The organism is Dermacoccus sp. PE3 (genome assembly GCF_001021715.1).
Taxonomy (GTDB): Bacteria; Actinomycetota; Actinomycetes; order Actinomycetales; family Dermatophilaceae; genus Dermacoccus; species Dermacoccus abyssi.
Window position 1 is genome coordinate 392,791 of sequence record NZ_LDCM01000001.1, and the last position, 26,996, is coordinate 419,786.

Genomic DNA, 26,996 nt, shown 5'->3' on the forward strand with positions numbered 1-26,996 from the left:
CGGTCCGCGACGAGCCGAACCGTCAGCTCGTCGCGAGGTGCTCCCCGAAGCGCTGCATGCCGGAGATCCAGCGGTCGTAGTCGGCCGTCTTGCCGCGGAGCATGTCGAGCACGTTGGCGTGCGGGAGGATGAGGAAGGTCTCGGCCCGCATGACATCGACGACGTCCTGCGCCACCTGCTCGGGGCTGAGCACCGGCCCCGACTCCGTGACGGCGCGCTGGGCGACGCGCGACCCCTCGCTCACGTCGGTGAGCAGCGCCGTGTCGACGCCCATGGGGCACAGGCACGACACACGCACACCCTTCGTGCCGTAGGTGACGGCAAGCCACTCGGAGAACGCGACGGCGGCGTGCTTCGTCGTGGCGTAGGTGGCCGAGCCGAGCTGCGTGATGAGGCCGGCGGCCGACGCCGTCGAAACGAAGTAGCCCTCGCCGCGCTCGACCCACCCCGGCACGAGCGCCTGCGCTGCGCGCACGTGCGCCATGACGTTGACGTCGAACGACGCCGCCCACGCTGCCTCGTCGGCGAGGTCGGCTCCACCGCCGATACCCGCGTTCGCGGCGTAGACGTCGACGGGCCCGTCGAAGGTCTCCTCGGCCAGCGCGATCATGGCGGCGATGTCGGCCGGGTCAGCCGCGTTGCCCGCCCGCGCGGCGACGGCCCCGTGGGTCTGTGCGAGGCGCTCCCGCGTCGCTTCGAGGCGGTCACCGTCGAGGTCGCTGATGACGACCTTGGCCTCCTGTTCGAGGAAGGCCTCCGCCATCGCGGCGCCGATTCCTCCCGCGGCGCCCGTGACGATGCACACCTTGCCAGCCAGCTCCATGATTCGCTCCTTGCTCCGTCGCTCAACGTGTTCCCGATCACATCACACGACACCGACAACCCCGCACACGGCCTCACCGGAACGAGACCGGGCCGCCCGGACTTCGGGTCGAAACCAGCGAAGACGCGGGGTAGTTTCGGGGACATGACGTGGTTCCCACCCGAGATCCCGGCGTCCGCGGGCGCCATGCTCTTCGACGAGGCGGGCAACCTCCTCGTCCTCGAACCGACCTACAAGAAGGGCTGGACAATCCCCGGCGGCGCGATGGAGGCCGACGGGGAATCACCCTGGGACGCCTGCCGCCGTGAGGTGCTCGAGGAGACGGGGCTCGTCGTCACCTCGGGGCGCCTCGCCGTCGTCGACACGCGGCCCGACAAGCAGACGGGCACGATCGGCCTGCGCTTCCTCTTCCACTGCGGCACGCTCACCGACCAGCGGACCGCGTCGATCGAGCTGCAGGAGAGCGAGATCCGCAGCCACCGCTTCGTCGATCGAGAGGGTGCGAAAGCCCTCCTTTCCAAGCCGGTCCGACGACGCGTCCTCGCCGCCTGGGACGCACCGCACTGCCTCTACCTCGAGAACGGTCGCCCCGTGGAGGGCATCGAGACACCGGCGTCATGACACCGAGCCGGTGTCGGATCGGTCACATCATGAGCTCCGTGCGGAATAGCGCCCGATCGGGCAGGCTTATGCGTTGGCAGACGTGGGCGGCGCTCGCCCTCCACCGACATTCCCCGAAAGGTTGCGATTCTCCATGGTCAACCCCGGCAAGGCCCTCGGCCGCGCACTCATCGGCTCGCTGTTCATCTACGGCGGCCGTAACGCTCTCGTGAACCGTCAGCACCTCACGGGTCTGATCGACAACGCGCAGGAGCAGTACGGCGTCAAGGAGAAGGTGCCCGCCACCTCCGAGCAGCTCATCCAGGCCAACGGCGCCGGCATGGTCGCCCTCGGTTCGACCCTCGCGCTCGGCATCAAGCCGAACCTGTCCGCCATCGGCCTGCTCGGCATGATCGGCGTGACGACGGCCGCTGCGCACGACTTCTGGAACCTCGAGGACCCGCAGGAGCGCAACGAGCAGATGACGAAGTTCTTCGGCAACGTCGCCGCTGCCGGTGGCCTCATCACGCTGCTGTCGACGAAGGGCTGATCCGTCGCGCCACCAGGCGCCCAGATCGCACCGAAGCCGCCCTCCCCCATGGGGACGGGCGGCTTCGTCGTGTCGCGGCTCGACGGAGCGATCAGTTGACCGGCGTCACCGCGCGGCCGTCGGCGAGCCACGTGCGCACGTTCTCCAGCACGGTGTCGGCCATCGCACGGCGCGTTTCGCGGGTGCCGCTCGCAATGTGCGGCGTGAGCACGACGTTGTCGAGCGCCATGAGAGCCTCGTTGATGTGGGGCTCGTTCGGGTAGACGTCGAGGCCCGCCCCCGCGATGGTGGCGTCGTTCAACGCCTGGACGAGCGCGTCCTCGTCGACGACGGTGCCGCGCGCGATGTTGACGAGGTAGCCCTCCGGCCCGAGCGCAGCAAGGACGTCGGCGTCGACGAGCGCCTTCGTCGCGGCACCGCCGGGCGTCAGGACGACGAGCACCTCGGCCCAGCCGGCAAGCTCTTCGGCACCGCCGAAGTAGCGGTAGCTCGTCTCGACCTCGTTGCGGTTGTGGTAGCCGATCTCGCACCGGAACCCCTCGAGCCTCGTCGCCACCTCCTGGCCGATGCGGCCGAGACCGAGGATGCCGACGCGCCGCCCCGTCACCTCGCGCTGGAGCGGGAACGCGCCGTTCTTCCACTTCCCCGCGCGGGCGAACCGGTCGGACGCGCTGATCCCGCGCAGCACGTCGATGATGAGCCCGACGCCGAGGTCAGCGACGCCGTCGTTGAGGACGTCGGGGGTGTTCGAGACGGTGATGCCGCGCTCGCTCGCCGCCTCGACGTCGGTGCTGTCGTAGCCGACGCCGAAGTTCGCGATGAGTTCGAGATCGGGCAGGGCGTCCATGAGGTCGGCGTCGAAACCGGCGAACGAGGACGTCACGGCAACCTTCACGCCGGCTCCGTGCTCATCGAGGAAACTGCGACGCTCACTCTCGTCGGCGGGCAGGCACAGCGCGCCGTCCTCGGTTGTCAGTTCCTCGGTCAGGTCGGGCAGAAGGACGTGCTGTCCCGCGATGACGACGTTGCTCATGGCCCCATCCTGCCAACTGCCCGAACGACCGTGGGCAGCGGAGAGCCGTCAGCCCGAGTTGCGCAGCGCCGTGGCCAGCCCGTTCATCGTGAGCAGGATGCCGCGCTTGAGCTGCGGGTCGTCGTCACCGGCGCGGTAGCGACGCAGCAGCTCGACCTGGAGGTGGTTGAGCGGTTCGAGGTACGGGAAACGGTTGAACACCGAACGCTTGAGCGCCGCGTTGTCCCACAGCAGGTCGTCGTGGCCGGTGATCTTCTCGTACATCGCGAGGGTGCGCGCGTGCTCGTCACGGATCTGGCCGAAGACGCGCTCACGCAGCTCCTCGTCCTCGACGAGTTCGGCATACTCGGCGGCCAGACCGAGATCCGACTTCGCCATGACCTGCGCCATGTTGGAGATGACGGTCTGGAAGAACGGCCACCGCTCCGCGTACCCGCGCAGCTGCTCGAGCCGCTTCTCGTCGTCACCGATCCACCGCTCGAGGGCAGCGCCGGTGCCGTACCAACCCGGCAGCATGACGCGGCACAGCGACCACGACATGACCCACGGGATGGCGCGCAGATCGTCGATGGAGTTCGTTGCCTTGCGTGAGCTGGGGCGCGAGCCGATGTTGAGCTCGCCGATCTCGGCCACGGGCGTCGAGGTCTTGAAGTACTCGACGAAGCCGTCGGTGCGGTGCACGAGGTCGCCGTACGCCTCACGGGCGAGCGCGGCGATCTCGTCCATCGCGGTGTAGGCGGCCTCCACCTCGTCGGGCTCAAGACCCTCGACGTCGAGCAGGGACGATTCGAGCGTCGCGGAGACGAGCGCTTCGAGGTTGCGCGTGGCGAGCTTCGGCTCGGCGTACTTCGCGGCGATGATCTCGCCCTGCTCGGTCAGGCGAAGCGAGCCGCGGACGGCGCCGGGCGGCTGCGCGAGGATCGCTTCGTAGCTCGGGCCGCCACCACGACCGACGGTGCCGCCGCGGCCGTGGAACAGGCGCAGCCGGATGTCGGCGTCCTCGGCCACCTCGACGAGGTCGAGCTCGGCGCGGTAGAGCGCCCAGTTGGCGGCCATGTAGCCGCCGTCCTTGTTGGAGTCGCTGTAGCCGAGCATGATCTCCTGCAGCCCACGCTTGCCGTCGACGAGCGCCCGGTAGGCGGGCACGTCGAGCGCGGCGCGCAGCGTCGTCGCGGAGACCTGGAGATCCTCGATCGTCTCGAACAGCGGCACGATGTTCACCGAGCAGACGGGCGTGCCGCCGTCGACGGTGAGCAGGCCCGCTTCTTTGAGGAGTACGGCCGTCTCGAGCATGTCGGAGACGCTCGTGCACATCGAGATGACGTAGTTCGGCACGGCCTGCTCGCCGAAGGTCCGCACCGCGTGGGCGGCGGCCGCCGTGATGGCCAGCTCCTTCTGCGTCGTCTCGCTGAACGACGCCGACGGGCCCGCGAGGGGACGGTTCGACGCGAGCTCGGCGGTGAGGAGTTCGACGCGGGCGTCCTCGTCGAGCGAGGCGTAGTCGTCGTGCACGCCCGCCCAGGCGAAGAGTTCGGCGATCGTCGCCTCGTGCGTCTCGGAGTTCTGGCGCATGTCGAGGCCGTAGAGGTGGAAGCCGAACGTGCGCACGGCCTCACGCAGGGTGGCGAGCCGGTCGTCGGCGATGAGGTTGTCGCCGGTGCTGCGCAGCGACGCGTCGACGATGTCGAGATCCGCCAGCAGCTCCTCGGGGGTCTCGTACGCCGGAGCGGCCGCGTCGAGCGTCATGGTTTTGGCGTGCGTCTCGGAGAAGAAGGCCTCGAACGTCACCGACAGACGCGCGCGGACCCAGGCGAGCGCCTGACGATACGGCTCGTCGTCGCGCGCGTCACCGGCGTCGGCGCCGCGCTTGGCGAGGGCGAGGAGGCCGTCACTCGTCGGCGACATGCGAACGGACATCGACAGGCTCTTCTCGAGCTGCGCCAGCTCGTCGAGGTAGTGCCCGACGGCCGTCTCGGACGCGCGCCGCGTGGCGTAGTCGACGACCTCGCCCGTGACGTTGGGGTTGCCGTCACGGTCGCCGCCGATCCACGAACCGGCGCGCAGCATCGGCTCCTCGCCGATGCCCTTGCCCGGGTACAGCTCGTCGAACGCGGTGCGCAGGCCGGCGTTGATCTGCGGCATGACGTCGAAGAACGCCGCGTCGTACCAGCGCAGGCCGGCGTCGATCTCGTCGGTGATCGTGATCTTCGACAGGCGGATCAGGGCCGTCTGCCACAGCGTGAGGATCCACAGCTTGATCTGGCGCAGGTTCTCCGCGTCCTCGACCGGGTCGAGGGTCATGCGCTCGCGTTCGCGCATGAGGGACTTGATGTGGCTCTGCGCCTCGAAGACCGTGCGGCGGCGCGTCTCGGTGGGGTGGGCCGTGATGACGGGCACGACGCTCGCGCCAGCCAGGCGCTCGGCCGCGAGGTCACCGTCGATGCTCGCGCCCGCGAGCTTGCGGTAGGTGGCGGCGAGGGAGCCGTCCGGGGCCTGCTCGCCCGCCGCGACATGGCTGGCGCGACGGCGTTCACGGTGCAGATCTTCGGCGATGTTCGCGAGCAGCGCGAAGTGGCTGAAGGCGCGGATGACGTGGAGGGCGTCGCGGGTGCCGAGGCCGGTGAGCGTGTCGCCGAACGACCCGCGGTCCACCTCCTGACGACGCACGCCGAACGCGCGCACGCGGGCGTCCTCGACGAGGCCGAAGACGCGCTCGCCCTCGTGCTCACGCACGACGTCGCCGAGCAGGCCGCCGAGGAGGCGAATGTCGTCACGCAGCGGCTCGGTCTGGGAGCGGTCAGCGTCGGTCGTGATGAAGTGCAGTGGTTCAGACATGCCCTCCATCCTGTCAACCTTGTTCGGGGCCGGCGCAGGTGTCCATGTCAGAGAGTGCGCGGACACCGACGGGACTAGCATCAAAACATGCTCCGAGAAATTGAAGTTCGCCTCGAACGCCCAGCCATTGACGATCAACCGCCCATTTCTGGCCCCTGGAACGAACTCCCAGAAGTGACCGTGGAAGCAAATCCCTCGATGACACTCAAGGAGATAGCAACCATTGCAATGAAAAACCTTCCCATGCAAGGCGGACCAGCCTCCGAGAGAGGTGGACCTCCCCTTAGAGTATCCTTCAAAAAGTACACACATTCCACTGCCTCAGCGTACGACCTGAATATCCCGACAACCGCGGGAAAGATAGACTGGAATGTAAGCTGGGCCGAAGTTACTGTCGCAGGGCTGGAGCGCGGATGGGAGCGTGGAACAATACCTGGTGAAGTTGGCAAAATATGTCTTGTCGACATGCCGGCAATTGGCAACGGCTTCTCTGTCGGATGGCTTGATTTCACCCAGGCATTCCAACAAGTGGGAGGTTTGCTTGGAATCTACGCTGGCGCCAAGGAGGTCGCCACGGACCTCCGCACCGCCAGCCAGACCGCCCTAGAACGGGTAGATGCCTTCCTCGCACTAAGCGACGCGGCACGGAAACTAGACGCAGGCCGCTCCACCCCCGCGCAGGTCGCTCGCTTTTTCGAAATGGACGGCCCCTCGGCAGAACAAGCCGCGATTGATCTTGGAACCTCAAGGGACGAGGCCGTAGCCATATTGGAGGCCCTAGGGCTAGAGCTCGCAGAATACGGCAACTACATCCGCCCCTCTTCATTCTCGAGTTCGAGGATCCCCTACGCCTTAGCAAGCAGAATGGATATCGCCCATGGCCTGCTACCGCAATCCCAACTCACGCACTTGATTGAGGCCTACCTTCACCTAGCTGCGGCCCAGTCGCACGAAGGTTTGGGAGGAATCGATCCACCCACAGGGCGAGCTGAAATCGATTTCAACGGCCACTTCAAGTGTCAGTGCCCAAAACCAAACTGCACCAATTTGGTCAAGTTTCAAGACCTCGAAGGACGACTGAAGCTCGGCTTCTCCGTCACTAGCGACCACCTCGTGTTGGATGCCGATCTGGTTGCGGCCGCGATCGACCATCTGAGTCTCTCGAGGTAGTCGACTGATGATCTCAACCGTGGTGACGGCGCTCGGCCTCGGGCTGGCCGCCGGCATCAGCCCCGGCCCCCTGCTCGTCCTCGTCGTCACCGCGACGTTGCGCGGCGGGCTGCGCCGGGGCCTCGCCGTGGCCTGTGTGCCGTTGCTCAGCGACGCCGTCGTCGTGGGCGTGACGCTCCTTGCGCTGGGCCGGATGCCGACGTCGTGGCTGGCCTGGCTCGGTGTCGTTGGTGGCATCGCGGTGGCTGCGGTCGGCGTGCAGACGATGCGCGAGGCCCGTTCGGAGAGCCTCGCGCTCGGCGCCGGAGCCCCACGCCGCACGGGTCGTGACGAGGTGCGCCGCGCCATCGCGCTCAACCTCGTCAGCCCGCACCCGTGGATCAGTTGGCTCACGTTCCTCGGGCCGCTGACGGTGACCGCGTGGCGCTCGAGTCCGGCGGCCGCGATCGCGTTCGTCGCGGTGTTCTACCTCATGCTGGTCGGCGCGAAGGCCGTCCTCGCCGTTCTCGTCTCCCGCGGGCGCGACCGACTCACGGACACCGGTTACCGCCGCGCCGTCGTCCTCGCCGGGTGGGCGCTCGTGGCGCTCGGCGTCGTCATGGCCGTCGAGTTCGCGACGAAGCTCGCGTGAGGTGTGAGTTCCGGCCCAACCTGTGAGTGTTGGCCCAGTGTGTGAGCGGCGCCGGTCACAGACCGGGCCAACACTCACATCGTTACGCGGCCGTCGCCGCAGCTCGCGCCAGCATCAAGCCCACATATCCGGGGCGACGCATGTCATCGAACGTGAAACGCAGCACTCGATATCCGAGGCGAGTCAGCGCCATCTCCCGACGTTTCTCGCGGCGGAGGTCGTCGGGTGAGGCGTACTTTCCCATTCCGTCGAACTCGACGACGACGTTCGTGCCCTCGATGACGAAGTCGACCCGGGCCACGAACCGTCCGACGTCGTCGTGGACGACGACCTGCGGCACGAGTCGCACCCCGGCCACGTGTGCCTCCCACCGCACCAGTGACTCGCCGACCGATTCCACCCGACCATCGGCCAACGAGACGGCCAGGCGCGCCTCGCGAGCGCCGGGGCGCTTCCCGAAGACCTGCGACGCTTGGAGCAGGCTGGACCTAGTCACGCCCGCGTGCGCGGCGGCGTCCGCCGTCACCAGTCCCGCTCGCGGACCGTGGGCAGCGGCAATCTGAACGCAGGCCTCCTCGAGCCGCTGACATCGCAGGCCTTCGATCACCACGGTCTCGCTGCCCCACGGCATGAAGGAATGCAGCACTCCGCGTGAAGCCTGCACGCGAGGTCGGCGGGAGACCTCGACCCGTTCGGGTTCGGACAGGACGGCCACGCCGTGAGCCACCGCGCTGGAACGTCCGACGAGGTACAGGTCTGGCCGTCCGGCCAACAGACTGCCGCAACGGCGAAGGTGAAGGCATCGGGCACGCTCGAACGCGGTGACGCCAACGAGTGGTGCCACGATGAGGTAGTCCCCACCGCCCAACGACTCCAGTAGTCCGGCGGAGACCCAGGAGGCGAGGGTGCGTTTCGACAGGCCCTGCCGATCGGCGTCGGAACGGTGGAAGTCATGGCGGCCTTCGGCGAGACGGCGCTTCAGCGGTTCGGTCATGCCGTCAGCGTGCGTCGCGTCGCCTGCCTCGTGCCGACGTCGGGCCCGCCGCCTGTGGAAAGGGGTGTCAGAGCGTCACACCTGGGGAAAACAACCTGTGAGTGTTGGCCCAGTGTGTGAGCGGCGCCGGTCACAGACCGGGCCAACACTCACATCGTGCGCATCAGCGCGCGGCTGCGCGGGTGATGCGCCGTCGGTAGGCGACGACCATGAGCGTCGCCGTCAGCATGCCGATGGCGGCGACGACGTAGACCGCGTGGATGCTGCTCGTGTCGAGCACGAGGGCTCCGAGCGCGGCGCCGCCGGCGATGGCGAAGTTGAAGATGCCCGAGTCGAGCGCGGCTGCGGGCTCGGCATAGTGACGCGCCGACGTAAGCACCCAGTGCTGAAGCACGACGGCCATTGCGCCGCCGAACAGGCCCCAGATCGTCATGGCGATCGCCGCGACGATGGGTGCGCCCGAAATCATGAGAACGAACACGCCGACGGTCATGCCGGTGGTCACGAGCAGCAGCGCGAGCATCGGGCGCGTGCGCATGATCGGCGCCGAGCCGACGTTGCCGATGAGGCCCGCAACACCCATGAGCAGCAGCATTCCGCCGACGCCGGCCTCGCTCACGCCCGCGAACTCCTGCAGCGCCGGGCTCGCGTACGTGTACGCGCAGAACTGCGCGACGACGAGCACCGCAGTGACGAACAGGGCCAACCGCACCGGGCCGATCGACCACGCGTGGCGGTAGCCGTCAAACGTGAAGCGCTCCGTGACGAGAACGCGCGGCACGAGCACCCACAGCGCGCCGGCCGTCACGAGGCACAGGGCGGCGAGGACGAAAAAGGCCGTGTGCCACGTCCACGTCGTGCCCAGCCAGGTGCCGAGCGGAACGCCGAGAATCGTGGCCGCCGCGGCGCCGGTGAACGCGACCGTCGTCGCGAGCGCAGCGCGCTCCGGGCGCACGATGCGTGACGCGACGATGGCGATGAGCGCCCAGAACACGCCGATGCCGAGGCCCGCGATGAGGCGCGCCACGAGGTAGACGGCCACGTTCTGCGCGGCCGCCGTCGCTGCCGTGGCGGCACTGACGAGGAGCAGAGCAACCACGAGCACGAGGCGCCGGTCGAGCGTGCCGATGACGACGCTCGTCGACAGACCCATGACACCCGCGACGGCGCCGGCGAGCGTCACACCGAGACCCACGGCGCCCTTCGACGCACCCAGGTCGTCGGAGATGAGGGTGAGAACGCCGATCGGCAGTTCCTCCACCGTCACCATCGCGAAGATGCCGACGGCGAGCGCCACCACTCCGGGCCAACCCGAGTCGCGCAGTTCTCGAAGCGACGACACAGACCTGGGCATGACGCGGTGACTCCTTCTCGCAAAATGACGGTGTTGAGGTCCACTCTCGCAGGCCGGGCGGCCACCCACGTCATCGCCCTGACGCTGCGTCGCTCGGGTTGCCGCTGGCGTGCGTCGCGCCCGGCACGAAAGGATGGCGAACGTGCCTGAATTCGACCTCGACCGCATCGGCGCGGGGCTGCCCTTCGCGGCGTCACTCGACGCGTTGCGCGATGCCCTGACGCGGGGCGTCGCCGTCGTTCAGGCACCGCCGGGTACCGGTAAGACGACGCTGGCGCCGCCGCTCGTTGCGAACCACGTCGCGGGTGTGGGTCGTGTGATCCTGACGCAGCCGCGACGGGTCGCGGTGCGCGCAGCGGCCCGCCGGCTGGCGCAGCTTTCCGGCACGACGCTGGGCGAGCACGTCGGATATGCAGTGCGCGGTGATGCGCGCACGAGCGCGTCAACGCTCGTCGAGTTCGTCACGCCGGGACTGCTCGTGCGCCGCCTGTTGGCGGACCCGGAGCTGACGGGTGTGGCCGCCGTCGTGCTCGACGAGGTCCACGAGCGCTCACTCGACTCCGACCTGCTCGTCGGCATGCTCGCCGACGTGCGCGAACTGCGCGACGATCTCGCCCTCGTCGCGATGTCGGCCACACTCGACGCCCCGACGTTCGCCGACGTCCTCGCCGGGGACGACGGCGTCGCGCCGCTCGTCGACTGCCCCTCGGCGCTGCACCCGCTGACGCTCGACTGGGCGCCCTTCGACACGCCACGCACCGACGCGCGCGGTGTGACGCGTGACTTCCTCGACCACGTTGCCCGCGTGACGGTTGACGCTGCTCGCACCAGCGACGACGACGCCCTGGTGTTCCTGCCCGGCGTGCGCGAGGTGTCGCACGTGGCCGACGCCGTCCGCCGTGCCCTACCGGATCGTGACGTGCTCGAATTGCACGGGCGCGTCGACGCGCGCGAGCAGGACCGCATCACGGCCGGGCGCGGGCCAGACGAGCCGCGGCGCGTCATCGTCTCGACGGCGATCGCGGAGTCGTCACTCACCGTGCCGGGCGTGCGGCTCGTCATCGACGCCGGCCTGTCGCGCGAACCGCGTCGGGATGCGGCACGCGGCATGGCGGGCCTCGTGACGGTGGCGTGCTCGCGAGCGTCAGCCGAGCAGCGAGCCGGACGCGCGGCCCGTCTGGGGCCGGGACGCGTCGTGCGCTGCTACGACGAGCGGACGTTCGCGCGGATGCCCGAGCACGTCACGCCGGAGATCTCGACGGCCGATCTCACCTCCGCAGCGCTGACGCTCGCCGCGTGGGGCACGCCCGGCGGCGTCGGGCTGCGGTTGCCGACGGCGCCGCCCGCTGCGGCGCTGCACGCGGCGGACGAGTCACTCACCGCCCTCGGGGCGTTCGACGGTTCGGATGACGGTCGTCTCACCCCGCTGGGTCGCACCCTCGCGGATCTGCCGACCGACCCACGCCTGGGGCGGGCGCTGCTTGTCGCGGGCGAGGGAGTCGACGTCCGTCGGGCCGCCGGGGTCGTGGCGGCCCTCTCCGACGATCTCCGCGCGAACGACGCTGACCTCGCCCGCGCTTTGCGAGAGCTGAGCGGCCCCACCCGAGCTCGGTGGTCGAAGGAACGCGACCGCCTCACCCGCCTCGCTGAACACCGCCCGAGCGAACCGGCACGTGACACGCCGCCCGTGCCCGGGGAGTGCGCCGACGGGTTCGTCGTGGCCCTCGCCTACCCCGAGCGGGTGGCTCGGCGAGTGACTGACGGCGTCTACCTTCACGCTTCGGGCACCCGCGCGGCGCTTCCGCCGAATTCGCCCCTGCGCCACCACGAATGGCTCGCCGTCGCCGACGCCACGCGGGCCGACGGACGCGTCGCACAGGGCACGGGCGCCGTCGTCAGGCTCGCCGCGCCGCTGACGCGCGAACTGGCCGAGCGCGCCGCGAGCCACCTCCTCGTCGACGAAGTCCGCGCCACCTGGGACGACGGCCGTGTCACCGCGCGTCGCGTGCAGGCCCTCGGCGCGATCGAGTTCTCGGCTACCCCGACGAAGCCGACACCCGAGGCCGCGCGAGCGGCCGTCCATGACGCTCTGCACAGGCACGGCCTTGACCTGCTCACCTGGAGCGACGAAGCCACTGCTCTGCGTCGCCGCCTCGCCTTCCTCCATCACCACCTCGGCGAGCTCTGGCCGGCGATGGACGATACGAGCCTCCTCGACCGCGCCGACGAGTGGCTCGGCCCGGAGCTCGACGCACTCGCTCGCGGGGCGAAGGCGTCGTCGGTGCGGTTGCTCGACCCGCTACGTCGTCTGCTTCCCTGGCCCGAAGCGACCCGCCTCGACGACCTCGCACCCGAACGCTTCGAGGTACCGAGCGGCTCGCGCATCCGGGTGAGTTACCCCGAGGACCCGGCCGATCCACCGGTCGTCGCGGTGAAGCTTCAGGAGTGCTTCGGGCTCGATGAGACCCCGCGCCTGGCCGACGGCCGCGCCCCGGTGCTGTTCCACCTGCTCTCACCGGCGGGGCGTCCGCTCGCGATCACCGACGACCTCGCGTCGTTCTGGGCCGGGCCGTACGCGGGCGTGCGCGCCGACATGCGCGGGCGCTACCCCAAACACCCGTGGCCCGAGGATCCGACGACGCACGTCGCCACCGCGAAGACGAAGAACCGTCTCGGTTCTCAGCGATAGCGGCGCAGGAACAGCAGCGACACGACGACGAGCACGGCCGGCATCACCGTGAAACCGAGCGCCACGGCGGTGATCGCCTGGCCGGTTTGGGTCGCGCCGCCTCCGCTCGACGGTGCGTACCCACCGAGTGCCAGCACGGCGGCGTAGAGGAACGGGCCGAGGGCGAGGCCGAGTGTCTCCCCCGCGGTCCAGACCCCGGTGAACGTGCCGATGCGGTTCTCGCCCGACGCCGTCGCGTCGTCGGCCGCCACGTCCGGCAGCATCGCCATCGGAAAGAGCTGAATGCCCGCGTAGCCGACGCCGACGACAGCGAGCGTCAGGGCTGTCGCTGCCATGCCGACGTTCGAGGCCCACCACGTCGTGAGCGCGCCCACCGCGAAGACGAGGGACGCCACGACGTAGCCCTGTCGCTTGTCGCGACGCTCGGCGAAGCGCTGCCACAGCGGAGTGACGAGGAGCGCCGGCCCGACGAAGCAGACGAACAGGACGGTCGCCGCACCGTCGTCCTCCAGGACCCAGCGTGCGACGTAGTCGACGCCGGCGAGCATCGCTCCGGTGGCGAGGGCCTGGATGATCCACGTGCACACCAGGTTTCGGAAGGCACGGTTCGCGCTGACGACGCGCAGTTGCTCCCGTAGCGACCCCACGGAACTCGTCGTCACGCGCGGAGTGACGCCGGCGGTCCCACGCCACGACGCGAGCGTGCCCACCGCGATCAGGGCGCCAACGAACAGTCCGACACCCCAGTAGCCCACCGCGTCACGCACGACGGGTGCGAGGCCGCCGCTCACGAGAATGGCGAGCGCGAGCACGGCGACGCGCCACGTCATGAGGCGGGTGCGTTCGTCGTAGCTGGAGGTGAGTTCGGCGGGCAGCGCCATGTACGGCACCTGGAAGAACGCGTACGCGCTGGCGCACGCGAAGTAGAGAACGACGACCCAGATCGCCCCCGCCGTCGTCGAGCTCGGCCCGAAGAAGAGCAGAGCGAACAGGACGGCGAGCGTCAGGCCACCGCGCAGGAGGAACGGGCGTCGGGATGATGCGCCGCGCCGATCACCGATGCCGCCGACGATGGGGTTGAAGATGACGTCCCACGCCTTCGGCAGGAAGACGAGAAGGCCGGCGAGCCACGCCGCGACACCGAGGTTGTCCGTGAGCAGGGGCAGAAGGAGCAGCCCCGGAACGGCGCCGAACGAACCCGTCGCGACCGATCCCAAGCCGTACCCCGCGCGCACGCGAGTGGGCAGAACGTCGTCCGCGCGCACCCCGTTCGCCGCGCCCCCACTCGTCATGCGCGTGACGGTAACAGCGCCGAAGCACGAGCCAGGCAGGATTCGGACATTAGCCCGGACCGCCGCAGGTGACGCAGTTCGGTGCGCGTGACGCAGTCTGAGCCAGTTCGAATCGCGTCAGCTGCACCGAAGTGCGTCAGCTGATGTCGGGCGGCCGGGTCAGACCTCCCGCAGGCTCCGCTCGAGTTCGCCGGCTTCCGTCGTTGGCGCGTCGCAGACGAACCCCCGGCAGACGTAGGCAGTCACACCGCCGTCCGCGGCCGGGCGGTCGGCGAGCAGCGGAACACCCTCGGCATCCGTACGGCCAACGACCCGCACAAGGCCAGGGCTCGTTGCCTGCCAAGCCGCCGTGGCCATGGCGTCAGTGTCGGGCGAAGCGCCGTCGCTGACGATCGCCACCTGAACCGGCCCCGCCGCGAGCGCCTCGGCTGCGGCGAGCGCCCACCCGGCGAACCGGGGCGCCTGACGCGCGACGGCACCCAACTGCCCTATACACACCTCCGCGAACTCGCGGTAGTCCGCCTCTCCCGTGAGCGCGAACGCCATGACCGCCGCGCTCGCCAGGGCCGACGCGCCGCACGGCTCGGCGTTGTCGCCTGTCGAACGGGGCCGGGTGAAGAGCTGTTCGGCGTCCGAGCCCGTGTCGTAGACGGCGCCGTCCGTGACGAAGAGGTCGCGCGAAGCATCGAGCAGCTCCGTGGCGTGCGTGAGGTAGCGCGCTTCCCCGGTGGCCTGGTGGAGCACGAGTAGGCCCTCGGCGAGGTTGCCGTAGTCGTCGGCACAGCCGAGCGCTTCGCTCACCTCACCGCCGAGCGAGGTGCGGCGCAGCCGACCGTCCATGACGTGTGATTCGAGCACGACGTCGGCCGCGGTGCGCGCCGCGTCGAGCCAGCGCGGCTCGTCGAGAATCATAGCCGCCTCCGCGAGTGCTGCAATCGCGAGTCCGTTCCAGGAGGTGACGACCTTGTCGTCGCGGGCCGGCTGAGGCCGCCGGTCGCGGGCGGCGAGCAACCGCGAACGAACGTCGTGCCACCACGCGTCGGGGTCGCCCACCTCGTCTGGGGCGAACACGTCTCCGGGGTCTCGGCGCAGCTGCAGCGTCGAACTGCCGTGCTCGAACGTGCCGTGCGGCGTCACCTCGAGCAGGCGCGCAGCGCGAGCACCGTCCTCGCCGCCGAGTACCTCGACGAGCTGCGCCGGCGTCCACGCGTAGGTGAGTCCTTCGACGCCGTCGGTGTCCGCGTCGAGTGCCGAAGCGAACGCGCCCTCGTCGGTGAGCAACCGACGCAACATGAACTCGGCGGTCTCGACCGTGACGCGACGAGCCGGCGCCGAACCTGTGGCACGCCACAGGTGGGCGTAGACGCGCAACAACTGGGCGTTGTCGTACAGCATTTTCTCGAAGTGCGGCACGACCCACGCGGCGTCGACGCTGTAGCGCGCGAAGCCGCCGTCGAGCTGGTCGTACATTCCGCCGCGAGCCATCGCCTCGCAGGTGCGCTCGGCCATGGCGAGCGCGTCGGCGTCACCCGTCCGGGCGTGGTGCCGCAGGAGGTGTTCGAGCGTCATCGACGGCGGGAACTTGGGGGCTCCCCCGAAGCCGCCGCGAGCGTCGTCGAACTCGCGCCGCAACGCCGTGATCGACGCGGCGAGCGCTTCGTCGTCGAACTCGATAGCGCTGGTGGAGGTCTTCACCGTCATTCCGCTCACGGCGTCGACGATGGCGCGGCCACTCGATTCGGCGCGCTCGCGGTCAGTGCGCCAGACGTCGTCGATGGCGGAGAGCACCTGGAGGAAGTGGTCCCGCGGGAAGTACGTGCCCGCGTACAGCGGTGCAGCGTCGGGCGTGAGGAACACCGTCATGGGCCAGCCGCCGTGGCCGGTGAGCGCCTGCGTGACGTTCATGTACACGGCGTCAATGTCGGGGCGTTCCTCGCGGTCGACCTTGATGGCGACGAAGTTCGCGTTGACGACGGCCGCGACCTCAGGGTCTTCGAACGACTCGTGTGCCATGACGTGGCACCAATGGCAGGCCGCGTACCCGACGGAGAGCAGGATCGGAACGTCGCGCTCACGCGCCTCGGCGAACGCCGCGTCGTCCCACTCGCGCCAGTCGACCGGGTTGTCGGCGTGCTGACGAAGGTACGGGCTCAGGGATGCGGCAAGACGATTGGCCATGCCTCGACGCTAGTGGCCGACACCGACAGGGACAACGGACATCGGATGCTCGTGAAGCATCGACCGATCGCCGACGCGGGTGCGCACGGCGATCGATCTGTTCACGCGCCTGCCCGACGAGGGCCTGGGCGCGCTGGACGGCGGCGGTGTTACGCCGCGCGACTGAGTTCTGTCACGGTGTCGGCTGTGGCATCCACGGCCTCGTCCTCGTCGGGTGAGACGAGCACCGCGTCGAACATCCGCTCCTCCACCGTCGCCAGCACGAAGATCAGGACGAACATCACGATCACCGAGCTCACGACGAGGAGAAGCGACTCTTCCAGGCTCATGCCCTCTACCGTGCCACCTTCGGGCAACGCTTTAAAGGTCAACACCCCGAACACAGGTGAACGTTCTGTAACGCTCCGGCACATACCGATTCGATGCATTTTGCGAACGGATCGGTATGTTCCAGGTGTCAGAGACCTGCTGCGGCAGCGTCGCGCTGGACGAGCGACCGAATCGTCTGCTCCTGCTCCGGTGTCTCCCAAGCCATCTCGTCGAGCAGTCGATTCGTCTCCGCGATCACCCGCTTCACACCCGCCGGCGAGACAAGCCCGAGCTCGTGCGCCTTCGCCGCGGCGCCCACGTACGTGTCGACCACCCAGATGTTCTTCGCGGCCAATTTCTCTCGTTCAGCCGGAGCCATCGCGACGACGTCGTGGATGAACACGGCCCGCACGACGTCGCCGTGCGCCTCGACGATGGCCTCACCCACGGCGATGTCACCCTGGCCCGAGTCGCCGATGAAGACGAGGTCGTACTCGGGGTAGAGCTTGGCGTAGTGGTCGATGTTCTCGACCTTCTTGGCCGCCATCGAGTCGTGCGTCGCGAGGTTGAAGATGCTGCCGGTCATGATCGACATGTCGGCCAGCCCGGCCTTCGTCAGCGTCTCGCGGCTGTGGCCCTTCATGAGCCCGAGCGCATCCGAGGGTCGCGCCGTGACGAAGGTGAGGTCGCCCCGCGAGATCGGCTCGTCGCGCGGGCCCAGGTCGAGTGCCTCGTAGAACTCGAGCACGCCGGGGATGACGCTGCCCTTCGGGTAGCGGTCCTCGTGGATCTTCGCCAGCGCCGTGTCGTCGATGTCCGACAACGCCTTCGCCTGACGCTCCCCGTCCAGCGACGAGCTCGCCGCGAAGTGGGCGAGGATCTCCTCGCGAATTCCCTCGTCATCGACGTCGGAGAACACGAGGCCCTCGAGGTCGTGGCGGCCCTTCGCGAGGTTGATCGTGTTCTTCAGGTGCGACAGGTCGTTGCCCGCGTGCGAGAGCAGGATGTCGCGGATCGCCGCTTCCATGACCTCGTCCGTGTGGCCCTCCTGCATACCGCGGATGATCGACGCCTGCGCGTGCAGGCCGAGGTCGTCACGACGCTCGTAGGCTAGAAGCTGCACGAGGTCGTCCCGGTGATCGCGGCCGATGAGCCGGTTGTCGACGCTGTCGAACAACTCGACGGTGTCGAGCTTCTCCATGGCCTCGTCGAGCTCGGCGGCGGGCGCGGAGCGCAGGATGTCGAGCACTTCGCGCTCCTCGGAACGGCTCGTCGAACCGTCGATGAGGGCGGTGAGCAGATCGAGGGTGCTGGGCACGGGGTGTCCTCCTGTGGGGCAGGGCTCGTCGGCGAGCGGCGGGTCGCTGCGTTCACCCTAGCGAGAGCCACCATCAACGCAGCCTGCGCGTGGCAGGGTGGGGGCATGAGTGATGTCATCTCCGTCCAGAAGAACGCCGAGACCGGCCGCTTCGAGGGCTTCCTCGACGGCGAGCTCGTCGGCATCGCCGACTACCGCGAGTCCGGCGACGTCGTCGACATGCCGCACACCGTCGTCCCCGAGCAGTTCGCAGGCCGCGGTTTCGCGGGCCAAATCGTCAAGTTCGCGCTCGACGACATCCGCGCCGGCGGCAAGAAGGTGCAGCCCACCTGCCCGTACGTCGACTCGTGGATCAGCAAGCACCCCGAGTACGAGGATCTGCGCGCCTCGTGATCTGCGGAGAACGGCCACCTGCAGCCCTGCGGGTGGCCTCCGTTCCGGCCGACCACCCCTACGTCCGTCACCTCGCGCCACCGCCCGGTGACGAGGCCGATGCCGGTCGCCGTGTCCTGCGCCTCGCCGACCCACCCGTGGTCGGTGAGGACGGCAGTGTGCGCTGGTGGCCGCCGCGGATGCTCCAACCGGGCTGGGTCGCACGAAACGCTACGGACTTCGACGTCCTGCACATCCACTTCGGGTTCGAGTCGTTCACTCCACACGCACTGGCCCGGGTGGTGCGCGAGTTGCGCGAACACGGGAAGGCACTGGTCGTCACCGTGCACGATCTGGTCAATCCGCACATCCCCGACGAGCGCGTTCAACTCGAGCGGCTGGACGTGCTCGTGCCGTCAGCGGACGCCGTGGTGACTCTGACCGAGGGTGCTCGAGACGTCATCGAGAAACGTTGGGGGAGAAAAGCGCACGTCGTCGCGCACCCTCACATCGTCGAGCTGGATGACCTGTCACAAACAGAGGCCGCCCCGTTCGTACCCGCGACGCCCCGTCCGCGCGTGGGTGTGCACCTCAAGAGTTTGCGAGCCAATGTCGATGCTCTCGGAGCGTTGCACGCCCTCGCTCTCGTGAGTGAGTTCGCCGACCCCGTCGTCACCATGCACGCCGTCACGGACGACCTGCGGGATCCCAGTCACGACCCCGAGGTCTCCCGGTTGGCGCACGAGCTGGCCGCCGCAGGGCGCATCGATCTCGTTCTTCACGAGCCGTACGACGACGCTGCCCTCCACGCCCACCTGCGCTCGCTCGACGTCAGCCTCATGCCCTACCGGTGGGGCACCCACTCGGGATGGATCGAGATGTGTCACGACCTCGGCGTACGCGTCGTCGCCCCCGACATCGGCTTCTACCGAGAGCAACACGAGCCCACGCTCTACCCTCTCGGTGCAGACGGCGGGCTCGACCCCCGCACGGTCGCAGACGCCGTCGCCCGCGCTTTGGCGCAGCCCCGACCGCCCGGCGCCGCCGCGCAGCAGCGAAGAGCCCAGCGGCTCGACATCGCTCGCGCTCACGCCGCGATCTACGAGCGCGCCTGCGCCGCAGCGGCACGGCCTGCGTCGGTGAGTTCCAGCGACGCATCGCTCCACACGACGTAGCCGCTCGCAGCGAACTGCGCCAGCCACCCCTCCATCGGCCAGGCCCCCCACCGCTCGCGATACACGCCTGCGTTGCGCACGATGTCGACGAGGTGGTGGACGGGCGGCATCACGCTCGGATGCCATTGATGCACCACGTGGGCTCCCCCGACCCATGCCATTGACACCCCCGCAGTCCGGGCGCGCTGCCCGAAATCCGTGTCCTCGGCGCCGTAACCCACATAGGCCTCGTCGAATCCCCCGATACGGTCCCACACGTTGAGCTCCAACCCGACGGCGAGGGACCACAGCAGACGGTGGGACTCGTCGACGACGACCCGACCACTCGGTGGCGCGGGGCGCGCAGAATGGGGATCCACCCACGGCATCGCCTCGTCAGGCGAGCACCCCTCCAGACGTCGTTCGGGCGGCAGGTAGGTCACGACGGCGTTGAGGACGGCAGACTCGCCCAGGCGTTCGGCGGCGCCGTCGAAGGCCTCGAGGAAACCTGGCAGCGGCGCACAATCGACGTCGAGGAGAACGACCCGCCGAGCCCCGTGCTCGCGCGCCGCCTCGACCCCTGCGTTGCGTGCCCGCGCCGTGGGCATGCCCCGTGGATCGTCGTCGACCGAGGCCAGAACGACGTCACCCCACACTCCTGCGGCACGCAGGTCGTCCTCGAGATCGGGCATGTCGACACCCACCACGACATGAAGGATGCCGGGTGCCACGGCTCGGAGGAATCGTCGTTGGTTGACGAGATGCGTCAGGCGACCGCGCACCGGCGTCACCACGACTGTGCGCCCGAAGCGCGAATCATGCGGCACAACAAGCTCCTTCGACGACGTCGACGGCACGCTGCGCCGCCTCCTCGGTCCTCCACTCCTTGGCCTCTGCGAAACCCTGACGCCCGGCGGCGTCCGGGCCGTCGTGCCACGCCACTGCGTTCGGAACGTGACGCAGCGCAATCCCGGCATTCCAGGCGCGGTACGCGAGATCCCAGTCCTCACCGCCATAGCCGACGAGTGAGGCGTCGAAACCGCCGAGCGCGGTGAATACCGCACGGGGTAGAGCGAGCACAGCGCTGATGACGTAACGCCAGTCATCAGGGCCCGCTTCGGCGAGGTCACGGGTGCGCGCGTAACCCTCACGCAGCGATTGCGGTTCCTCGAGGAGCGGAAGGTGGTCGTCCGCGAGCTCACCGGCGGCCAGGGCGGCTACGCCCGCGCGCCCCAAAGCGCTCAGATCGGCGTGCCGACGGCGCCCGACGACGAGGGCGTCGTCCGCGCACGCGGCGACGACGCGTGCACAGAAGTCAGGTTCGGGCACTCTTCTCGCGCATGTGCGCGTCCTGCATGAGTGTCGGACCGCGATCCCCTGCGCGCAACGAGTTCTGGTCGTCGTAGACGACGCTCCCCTGCTGCGTCGTCATGACATCGTCGTCGCGGACGTCCTGGTGGATCTCGTCTGCGTTGCCTCGGGTCGTGTGCGGGTCAGCCATTCGGACCTCCAACTTCATGGGAGCACTTGCTCGTGGCGGCGCAACCTTGGATCGTGACCTCTTTCACAAGCTATCCCCGACGAAGTGCGACCCACCACGTCCGCAGGGGTGTGCGTGGGCCGATCGCAACCGCCCCACATGCACGAGACCCCCGCCCGAAGGCGAGGGTCTCGTGGTCACCGGAAGCGTCAGTCGTGGTTGCGCGTACGCGTGAGATCGGCCTCCAGGGGCTCGACCTTCTTCGACTTCGTGACGAGCTTGTGGCCCGCCCACACGGCCAGGAAGATCGGCAGGAAGATGTAGCTCTCGAGCAGACCGCCCGGCTCCACGGTTCCCTCGAAGATCAGATCCGAGTTCTGCAGAACGATGACGACGGCGCACATGACGAGCGCCACGATGGGTCCGAGGGGGAACCACTTTGCGCGGAACGGAAGGTCGGCGATGTCGCCGCCCTGGGCCACGTACGCGCGGCGGAACTTCAGGTGACTCCATGCGATGCCGCACCACGTGATGAATCCGGCGAGACCGGAGGCATTGACCAGCCAGGTGTAGGCATCCTCCGACGCGAGGCTGAGGCCGTAGCAGGCCAGCGCCACACCGGCCGTTGCGAGGAGAGCCAGCATCGGCACGTGCCGCTTGTTCGTGCGCAGGAAGATCTTGGGCGCCTTGCCGGACTGCGCGAGCGAGTACAGCATGCGCGTCGACACATAGAGGCCGGACGAGCCGGCGGAAAGGATCGCCGTGAGAATGACGGCGTTCATGACGCTCGCTGCGCCCACGACGCCGGCCTTCTCGAAGATGAGGGTGAACGGGGACGCCGTGATGTCGCCGTCGGCAGACTTCGCGAGCTTCGGGTCGGTGTAGGGCAGGAGGAAGCCGATGACGATGAAGGCGCCGACGTAGAAGAGCAGGATGCGGAAGAAGACCGCTCGGATCGCCTTGGGGATCGTCTTCTCCGGTTCGTCGGCCTCGCCCGCGGCAACACCGATCATCTCGGTGCCCTGGAAGCTGAACCCCGCGATCATGAAAATGCTGATGAGGCCGGTGAAGCCCCCGACGAACGGCGCGTCACCCGTCGTCCAGTTCTTCGTGCCGGGGGCGTCGGTCATGATGCCGAAAATCATGAGCACCCCGACGACGAGGAAGACGAGCACGGTGAGGACCTTGATCGAGGAGAAGAGGAACTCGCTCTCCCCGAATGCCTTAACGCTCACGGCGTTGATCGTGAACAGCACCGCGAAGAAGACCATGGCGACCAACCTCTGGTCGACGTCCGGCCACCAATAACTGACGATGATGCCGGCCGCCGCGATCTCGGCGGCCACCGTCACGGCCCAGTTGATCCAGTAGTTCCATCCCTGCGCGAAGCCGAAGCTGGGGCTGACGAAGCGCGTGCCGTAGGCCTCGAAGGAGTTGGCCAGGGGCAGGTACGTCGACATCTCACCGAGGCTCTGCATGAGCAGCCACACCATGAAACCGATGACGGCGTAGGCGACGAGCGCGCCGCCGGGTCCGGCGTCCTTGATCGAGCCGGCGGAGGCGAGGAACAGGCCCGTTCCGATGGCGCCACCGATGGCGATCATGTTGAGGTGGCGCGCCTTGAGGTCGCGGCGCAGGTCGTTGTCGCCGGCCCCGCCGGGCAGGCTCCCTTCGCCTCCTGGCATCGGGGGCGGCGAATCGACGCTCGTGGACATGGTGGCTCCTGTAGACAGTGGAAATCGGCGACCCCGAGGGCGCGCCCATGAGCCCGCGCTCTCGCGAAATCGGCCAAGGGTAACAACCGCGAGTGAAGCAGGTCACTCACCGCCACGGCCGGTGAACACCCGGAACGTCGTCGGCCGAGGAATCGGTCGCGCGATCGACCCGAAAAGATGCATCGTCGCTCTATGTGTGTGGCACTTCACACCACTCACGAATTGCGTTGGCATCCTTGGGTCGCTCGCGGGACTCGCTACGAATTTCGCGCCCTCGCAGGCCATTTCGAATGGACAAGACGCAACCCCGCCGGTTTGCTTGACGGTCGCTCAAACGAATAATGCTCGCTATCCCAGCGCCCCGGTTCGGGTTCGTCCGCCGCGTGTGCGCAGGAGGAACGATGTCTGACGTCCGCCAAGCAGCCGGGTCCGTGGGGGACGGACCACACGGCGCACACCCCGAACTCGAGGTCAACCACGTCACCGTCGTCGAGAAGGGCCCCCTCAAGAAGGCCATCTCCGGCGCCACCATGGGCAACCTCATGGAGTGGTACGACTTCGGCATCTACGGCTACCTCGCCGCCACGATGACGAAGGTGTTCCAGCCGCAGACCACCGACCAGACCACCGGCATGATCATCACGTACGCCGTCTTCGCGGTGAGCTTCCTCGCTCGCCCCTTCGGCGGCATCTTCTTCGGGCCGCTCGGCGACAAGATCGGCCGCCAGAAGACGCTCGCCATCACGATGATCGCGATGTCTCTCGGCACCGGCCTCATCGGGCTCCTGCCGTCCTTCGCCACAGCCGGCTGGTGGGCGTTCGCAGCGCTCATCGTCCTGAAGATGGTCCAGGGCTTCTCCACCGGTGGTGAGTACTCCGGCGCGACGACCTTCGTCGCCGAGTACTCCCCCGACAAGAAGCGCGGCTACCTCGCGAGCTTCCTCGACACCGGCTCCTACCTCGGTTTCGCCATCGGTGCCGCCGTCGTGGCCGCCCTGAGCTTCGGCGTCGGCGACGACGCAATGCTCGACTGGGGTTGGCGTGTGCCGTTCCTGCTCGCTATCCCGTTCGGCCTGCTGGCTCTGTGGTTCCGAATGAAGATCGAGGAGTCCCCGACCTTCGAATCGACGCAGGCGGCCAACGCGGCCGCGGAGAAGCACGACGAGATCGACGAGTCGCAGACGCAGCTCGGCCTCATCGGCATCGTCAAGCACCACTGGCGCCCCCTGCTCATCGCGATGGCCCTGGTCGGCGCCACGAACACGGCGGGTTACTCGCTCACGTCGTACATGCCCGGGTATCTCGAGTCCAACCACGACTACACGACACTCGGCGCCGCGACCGCGACTATCCCGGCCCTCATCGCCTTGTCCCTGGCCGTCCCCCTCGTGGGGAAGCTGTCGGACAAGATCGGCCGCAAGCCGGTGTACTGGATCGCCATCATCTCCACCCTGGTGTTCACCTACCCCGCGTACCTCATGATGGGGAACAAGAGCCTCGTGTGGCTCTCGATGCTCATGCTGGCGTTCTCCGTGACGTTCTACGTCGCCATGTCGGCTTCGACGCTTCCGGCGCTGTTCCCGACGGCATCGCGTTTCGGCGGCATGGCCCTGTCGTACAACATCGCCGTCTCGCTCTTCGGCGGCACCGCCCCGACGATCAGTGAGTCCCTCGTCAAGCTGACGGGCAGCAAGGCGTCGCCGGCGCTCTACACGATGTTCTTCGCCGTCCTCGGCGGTATCGCCCTCATCGGCATGAAGGAGTCGGCGCGCAGGCCGCTGCCCGGTTCGATGCCGACGGTCGGTAGCGAGGAAGAGGCCAAGGAGCTCGTCGAGACCCAGCACGACAACCCGGATCTCGACCACGACGAGCTGCCGTTCCACGCGCACGACGTCGCGAACGCCGAAGCCGATGGCGAGGACCTCGGCGACGGCAAGAAGCTGGCCGGCGTCTGATCGCCCACGCTTCGCCTGACGCGGGCCCGCTCACCTGTTCGGTGGGCGGGCCCGCGGCGCGTGTTCAGAGGTTTCGCGTGGCGTTGGGCAGACTCACCTGCGGCTGGGCAGTGCCCGCCTCGGCCCAACCGCACCGAAGTCTGCCCAACGCTCGCTACCCTCGCTCGCGTGACCTCAAAAGAGCACGGCGTACGGGCCGCCTACGACGACGTGGCCGACCTCTACGCCGATCACTTCCGCGCCACTGAGGCCGAGCAGCCGGTCGACGTGGCCATGATCGAGCACTTCGTCAGTCTGCTCACCAGCGCTGACGGTGCGCGCCCGCGGGTGCTCGACGCAGGCTGCGGAGCTGGCCGGATGCTGCCGCTGCTCGCCCGGTTCGGAGCCGACGTCGAGGGCGTCGACCTGTCACCGGCCATGATTCGTCGAGCGCACCGTGATCACGCGCAGTTCACCACGCGCGTCGGGACGCTGACCGCGCTCCCCCACGACACTGCGTGGTTCGACGGAGCGTTCAGCTGGTACTCGACGATCCACAACCCCGACAGCGACCTGCCGACGATGCTCGCCGAGCTCGCGCGGGTGACGCGCGCCGGCGGGTGCGTCCTCGTCGCCTTCCAGGCGGGCGAGGGCGAACGCGACGCCTCGGGCGCCTACCGACAACGGGGCCACGACATCGTCCTCACTCGGTACCTGCGTACGCCGGACGACATGTCAGCTGCGCTCGAGGTGGTAGAGCTCGAGGTGATCGCACGGCTCGAGCGTCCGGCAGTCGGCGGCGAGCGCGACCCTCAGGCCGTCGTCATCGCGCGCCGCACCTGATCACCGGCTCAGCGAGCGTCGGCAGCCTTTTCCTTCTCCTCGACGAGCTTGGCCACGTCGCGGCGCTGGACCTTGCCCATCTGGTTCGTCGGCAGTTCGTCGACGACGACGAAGCGGCGGGGTGCCTTGTACGCGGTGAGGGTCTGCTTGACGTGACTGCGCAGCGCTTTCGTGTCGACATCGCTGTGCCCCTCCGCCAAGACGACGGCCGCGACGACGTCCTCGCCACCACCCGAAGCAGGCATGCCGACGACGGCAACGTCCTCGACCGAATCGTGCTGACGCAGGGCGCCCTCGACCTCGCTCGGGTACACGTTGAATCCGCCGGTGACGATCATTTCCTTGATGCGGTCGACAACGGTGAGGTAGCCGCCCGCGCCCATCTCGACGACGTCGCCGGTGCGGAAGAAGCCGTCGTGGAACGCCTGACGCGTCTCCTCGGCGCGGCCGAAGTAGCCGCCGAACACCTGGGGTCCGCGCACGAGCAGTTCGCCCGGGCCCTCGGCGGGGGCGTCCTTCGTCACGTCCTCGGGGTCGGCGAGGCGGATCTCGACGTCGGGGAACGGCACTCCGATCGAGCCGGCGCGGCGGTCGGCGGAGATCGGGTTGCCGACGACGACGGGGCTCGTCTCCGTCAGGCCGTAGCCCTCGATGAGGTGGCCGCCGGTGGCCTGCTCCCAACGCTCGACGAGGTCGACGGGAAGCGACATCGCACCCGACAGACCGATGCGGATGCCCTTGAGGCTCACCCCGCGCTTCTCGGCCTCCTCGATGATCTTCCCGTACAGCGGCGGAACTCCGGGAGCGAACGTCGGGGTGCGGCGCTTGATGGCTTCGACGATGAGCGGCACCTCCGGCGCCGGCAGCACGAGCAGGCACGCGCCCAGGTTGATGCCGGCGAGCACCGAGATCGTCAGGCCGTAGGCGTGGAACATCGGCAGCACGACGAGGAACGTCTCGCGCCCGTCCTCGAGCTGCGCCCACGCCTTGCCCTGCAGGCAGTTGGCCACGAGGTTCGCGTGCGTGAGCGGCACACCCTTCGGCGTTCCGCTCGTGCCCGAGGTGTAGAGCATGACGGCGGCGTCGTCCTTGCTCGGGCGCGGGTGCCAGATCGGCAGGTCGCCGTACGTGAGCAGGTTCTCCCAGGCCATGACGCCGTCGGGCGCGGGGCCGGTGAGCTTCTCGCGGGAGGCGCGCGCCTTCGCGACCGGCAGGCGCAGCGCAAGGCGCTTCGCGAGCGGCAGCGCCTTCGTCACGTCGACGGAGATGATGGTGTCGATGTCGGTGGTCTGCGCGAGGTCGGTGATCATCGGCGTGATCTTGTCCCACGCGATGACGATGCGCGCGCCGTGATCGGCGAACGGCGCCTTGAGCTCGTCCTGGGTGTAGAGCGGGTTGTGCTGCACGGCGACGGCGCCGATGCGCATGATCGCCTGCGTCGCCACGATGTTCTGGGGGCAGCCGGGAAGGAGCACGGCGACGCGGTCACCGGCTTCGACACCCATCTCGACGAGGGCCGCGGCGACGCGGTGGACGTCACGGGCCAGATCGCCGTACGAGGTCACCTGCCCCATGAAGTCGATGGCGGGGCGGTCGCTGAACTTGCGTGCGGCGCGCTCGAACTGCTCGACGAGCGTCTCGGTGCCGTAGTCGAGGTGCAGCGGCACACCCGGGGCGTAGGAACCCGCCCACACCGATTCGTTCGTCATCGTTCGCCCCTCG

Annotated in this window: 23 protein-coding genes; 9 read left to right on the forward strand and 14 right to left on the reverse strand. The window is 68.6% G+C overall.

Annotated features, from left to right (window positions below):
- Positions 1-22: 22 nt before the first annotated feature.
- Complete coding sequence (locus AA983_RS01835) at positions 23-823, reverse strand: SDR family oxidoreductase (RefSeq protein WP_047310511.1); 801 nt, start codon at positions 821-823, stop codon at positions 23-25.
- A gap of 144 nt (positions 824-967) precedes the next feature.
- On the opposite strand from AA983_RS01835, the gene AA983_RS01840 reads away from it, so the two are divergent.
- Both AA983_RS01840 and AA983_RS14535 read left to right on the forward strand, forming a co-directional pair.
- Entirely contained in the window at positions 968-1,444 is a 477-nt protein-coding gene (locus AA983_RS01840; protein ID WP_047310512.1) for an NUDIX hydrolase, read from the forward strand.
- Between the two features lie 133 nt (positions 1,445-1,577).
- Positions 1,578-1,973: a DoxX family membrane protein gene (locus AA983_RS14535; protein WP_052946773.1), complete on the forward strand. Its 396-nt coding sequence runs from the start codon at positions 1,578-1,580 to the stop codon at positions 1,971-1,973.
- A gap of 91 nt (positions 1,974-2,064) precedes the next feature.
- Here AA983_RS14535 and AA983_RS01850 read toward each other — a convergent pair whose 3' ends face one another.
- Together AA983_RS01850 and ppc are read right to left on the reverse strand one after the other, a co-directional pair.
- Positions 2,065-3,006 carry a 2-hydroxyacid dehydrogenase gene (locus AA983_RS01850; RefSeq protein WP_047310513.1) on the reverse strand — a complete coding sequence of 314 codons (942 nt, stop codon included), beginning with the start codon at positions 3,004-3,006 and terminating at the stop codon, positions 2,065-2,067.
- A gap of 48 nt (positions 3,007-3,054) precedes the next feature.
- The gene (ppc, locus tag AA983_RS01855; protein ID WP_052946900.1) at positions 3,055-5,841 is read right to left on the reverse strand and encodes a phosphoenolpyruvate carboxylase; all 2,787 of its coding nucleotides are present in this window, start codon (positions 5,839-5,841) and stop codon (positions 3,055-3,057) included.
- Positions 5,842-5,928: 87 nt separating this feature from the next.
- On the opposite strand from ppc, the gene AA983_RS01860 reads away from it, so the two are divergent.
- On the forward strand, positions 5,929-7,011 hold the full coding sequence (locus AA983_RS01860) for a hypothetical protein (protein ID WP_156170124.1): 1,083 nt from the start codon (positions 5,929-5,931) through the stop codon (positions 7,009-7,011).
- Between the two features lie 7 nt (positions 7,012-7,018).
- Complete coding sequence (locus AA983_RS01865; RefSeq protein WP_047310516.1) at positions 7,019-7,642, forward strand: LysE family translocator; 624 nt, start codon at positions 7,019-7,021, stop codon at positions 7,640-7,642.
- Positions 7,643-7,724: 82 nt separating this feature from the next.
- Here AA983_RS01865 and AA983_RS14540 read toward each other — a convergent pair whose 3' ends face one another.
- Positions 7,725-8,636 carry a DUF559 domain-containing protein gene (locus AA983_RS14540; protein ID WP_052946774.1) on the reverse strand — a complete coding sequence of 304 codons (912 nt, stop codon included), beginning with the start codon at positions 8,634-8,636 and terminating at the stop codon, positions 7,725-7,727.
- Positions 8,637-8,799: 163 nt separating this feature from the next.
- Entirely contained in the window at positions 8,800-9,990 is a 1,191-nt protein-coding gene (locus AA983_RS01875) for an MFS transporter (protein WP_047310517.1), read from the reverse strand.
- A gap of 133 nt (positions 9,991-10,123) precedes the next feature.
- Between AA983_RS01875 and hrpB the strand changes: the two genes are divergently transcribed.
- Positions 10,124-12,679 (forward strand): ATP-dependent helicase HrpB, encoded by a 2,556-nt coding sequence (hrpB, locus tag AA983_RS01880; protein ID WP_047310518.1) that lies wholly within the window; start codon positions 10,124-10,126, stop codon positions 12,677-12,679.
- On the opposite strand, the gene AA983_RS01885 is transcribed toward hrpB, so the two are convergent.
- The 4 genes from AA983_RS01885 to AA983_RS01900 form a co-directional block, all read right to left on the reverse strand.
- Positions 12,670-13,971 carry an MFS transporter gene (locus AA983_RS01885; RefSeq protein ID WP_047310519.1) on the reverse strand — a complete coding sequence of 434 codons (1,302 nt, stop codon included), beginning with the start codon at positions 13,969-13,971 and terminating at the stop codon, positions 12,670-12,672. The two genes, hrpB and AA983_RS01885, sit on opposite strands and share 10 nt — an antisense overlap.
- Before the next feature lie 159 nt (positions 13,972-14,130).
- Positions 14,131-16,149 (reverse strand): thioredoxin domain-containing protein, encoded by a 2,019-nt coding sequence (locus AA983_RS01890; RefSeq protein ID WP_047310520.1) that lies wholly within the window; start codon positions 16,147-16,149, stop codon positions 14,131-14,133.
- 149 nt (positions 16,150-16,298) lie between these two features.
- Positions 16,299-16,532 carry a hypothetical protein gene (locus AA983_RS01895; RefSeq protein WP_047310521.1) on the reverse strand — a complete coding sequence of 78 codons (234 nt, stop codon included), beginning with the start codon at positions 16,530-16,532 and terminating at the stop codon, positions 16,299-16,301.
- 74 nt (positions 16,533-16,606) lie between these two features.
- Positions 16,607-17,776: a phosphatase domain-containing protein gene (locus AA983_RS01900; protein ID WP_047310522.1), complete on the reverse strand. Its 1,170-nt coding sequence runs from the start codon at positions 17,774-17,776 to the stop codon at positions 16,607-16,609.
- A 105-nt stretch (positions 17,777-17,881) separates the two neighbouring features.
- Between AA983_RS01900 and AA983_RS01905 the strand changes: the two genes are divergently transcribed.
- Positions 17,882-18,169: a GNAT family N-acetyltransferase gene (locus AA983_RS01905; protein WP_047310523.1), complete on the forward strand. Its 288-nt coding sequence runs from the start codon at positions 17,882-17,884 to the stop codon at positions 18,167-18,169.
- Complete coding sequence (locus tag AA983_RS01910; RefSeq protein WP_193642550.1) at positions 18,166-19,323, forward strand: glycosyltransferase; 1,158 nt, start codon at positions 18,166-18,168, stop codon at positions 19,321-19,323. The genes AA983_RS01905 and AA983_RS01910 overlap by 4 nt, the downstream gene beginning before the upstream one ends.
- Here AA983_RS01910 and AA983_RS01915 read toward each other — a convergent pair.
- From AA983_RS01915 to AA983_RS01930, 4 genes are all read right to left on the reverse strand, one after another.
- Positions 19,248-20,129, reverse strand: coding sequence for a glycosyltransferase family 2 protein (locus AA983_RS01915; protein WP_047310524.1), 882 nt, complete (start codon positions 20,127-20,129; stop codon positions 19,248-19,250). The two genes, AA983_RS01910 and AA983_RS01915, sit on opposite strands and share 76 nt — an antisense overlap.
- A complete protein-coding gene (locus AA983_RS01920) occupies positions 20,119-20,631 on the reverse strand; it encodes a galactosyltransferase-related protein (RefSeq protein WP_052946777.1) in 513 nt (170 codons plus the stop codon). Before AA983_RS01920 ends, AA983_RS01915 begins: the two co-directional genes overlap by 11 nt.
- The gene (locus AA983_RS01925) at positions 20,618-20,803 is read right to left on the reverse strand and encodes a catalase (protein WP_047310525.1); all 186 of its coding nucleotides are present in this window, start codon (positions 20,801-20,803) and stop codon (positions 20,618-20,620) included. The genes AA983_RS01920 and AA983_RS01925 overlap by 14 nt, the downstream gene beginning before the upstream one ends.
- A 188-nt stretch (positions 20,804-20,991) precedes the next feature.
- On the reverse strand, positions 20,992-22,467 hold the full coding sequence (locus AA983_RS01930; RefSeq protein ID WP_052946901.1) for an amino acid permease: 1,476 nt from the start codon (positions 22,465-22,467) through the stop codon (positions 20,992-20,994).
- A 431-nt stretch (positions 22,468-22,898) separates the two neighbouring features.
- Here AA983_RS01930 and AA983_RS01935 point away from each other — a divergent pair, with 431 nt between their 5' ends.
- On the forward strand, positions 22,899-24,452 hold the full coding sequence (locus tag AA983_RS01935) for an MFS transporter (RefSeq protein ID WP_052946778.1): 1,554 nt from the start codon (positions 22,899-22,901) through the stop codon (positions 24,450-24,452).
- 168 nt (positions 24,453-24,620) lie between these two features.
- Positions 24,621-25,274, forward strand: a complete 654-nt coding sequence (locus AA983_RS01940; protein WP_047310527.1) for a class I SAM-dependent methyltransferase — start codon at positions 24,621-24,623, stop codon at positions 25,272-25,274.
- An 8-nt stretch (positions 25,275-25,282) separates the two neighbouring features.
- Here the strand turns inward: AA983_RS01940 and AA983_RS01945 are convergent, their stop codons facing one another.
- A complete protein-coding gene (locus AA983_RS01945) occupies positions 25,283-26,983 on the reverse strand; it encodes a long-chain-fatty-acid--CoA ligase (RefSeq protein ID WP_047310528.1) in 1,701 nt (566 codons plus the stop codon).
- Between the last annotated feature and the right edge of the window lie 13 nt (positions 26,984-26,996).

Coding starts and splice junctions, on each gene's coding strand:
- AA983_RS01935 (WP_052946778.1), top strand. CDS start 22,899: ATGTCTGACGTCCGCCAAGCAGCCGGGTCCGTGGGGGACGGACCACAC.
- AA983_RS01885 (WP_047310519.1), bottom strand. CDS start 13,971: ATGACGAGTGGGGGCGCGGCGAACGGGGTGCGCGCGGACGACGTTCTG.
- AA983_RS01905 (WP_047310523.1), top strand. CDS start 17,882: ATGAGTGATGTCATCTCCGTCCAGAAGAACGCCGAGACCGGCCGCTTC.
- AA983_RS01840 (WP_047310512.1), top strand. CDS start 968: ATGACGTGGTTCCCACCCGAGATCCCGGCGTCCGCGGGCGCCATGCTC.
- AA983_RS01875 (WP_047310517.1), bottom strand. CDS start 9,990: ATGCCCAGGTCTGTGTCGTCGCTTCGAGAACTGCGCGACTCGGGTTGG.
- AA983_RS01835 (WP_047310511.1), bottom strand. CDS start 823: ATGGAGCTGGCTGGCAAGGTGTGCATCGTCACGGGCGCCGCGGGAGGA.
- AA983_RS01865 (WP_047310516.1), top strand. CDS start 7,019: ATGATCTCAACCGTGGTGACGGCGCTCGGCCTCGGGCTGGCCGCCGGC.
- AA983_RS01850 (WP_047310513.1), bottom strand. CDS start 3,006: ATGAGCAACGTCGTCATCGCGGGACAGCACGTCCTTCTGCCCGACCTG.
- ppc (WP_052946900.1), bottom strand. CDS start 5,841: ATGTCTGAACCACTGCACTTCATCACGACCGACGCTGACCGCTCCCAG.
- AA983_RS01930 (WP_052946901.1), bottom strand. CDS start 22,467: ATGCCAGGAGGCGAAGGGAGCCTGCCCGGCGGGGCCGGCGACAACGAC.
- AA983_RS01860 (WP_156170124.1), top strand. CDS start 5,929: ATGCTCCGAGAAATTGAAGTTCGCCTCGAACGCCCAGCCATTGACGAT.
- AA983_RS14535 (WP_052946773.1), top strand. CDS start 1,578: ATGGTCAACCCCGGCAAGGCCCTCGGCCGCGCACTCATCGGCTCGCTG.
- AA983_RS01945 (WP_047310528.1), bottom strand. CDS start 26,983: ATGACGAACGAATCGGTGTGGGCGGGTTCCTACGCCCCGGGTGTGCCG.
- AA983_RS14540 (WP_052946774.1), bottom strand. CDS start 8,636: ATGACCGAACCGCTGAAGCGCCGTCTCGCCGAAGGCCGCCATGACTTC.
- AA983_RS01925 (WP_047310525.1), bottom strand. CDS start 20,803: ATGGCTGACCCGCACACGACCCGAGGCAACGCAGACGAGATCCACCAG.
- AA983_RS01890 (WP_047310520.1), bottom strand. CDS start 16,149: ATGGCCAATCGTCTTGCCGCATCCCTGAGCCCGTACCTTCGTCAGCAC.
- hrpB (WP_047310518.1), top strand. CDS start 10,124: ATGGCGAACGTGCCTGAATTCGACCTCGACCGCATCGGCGCGGGGCTG.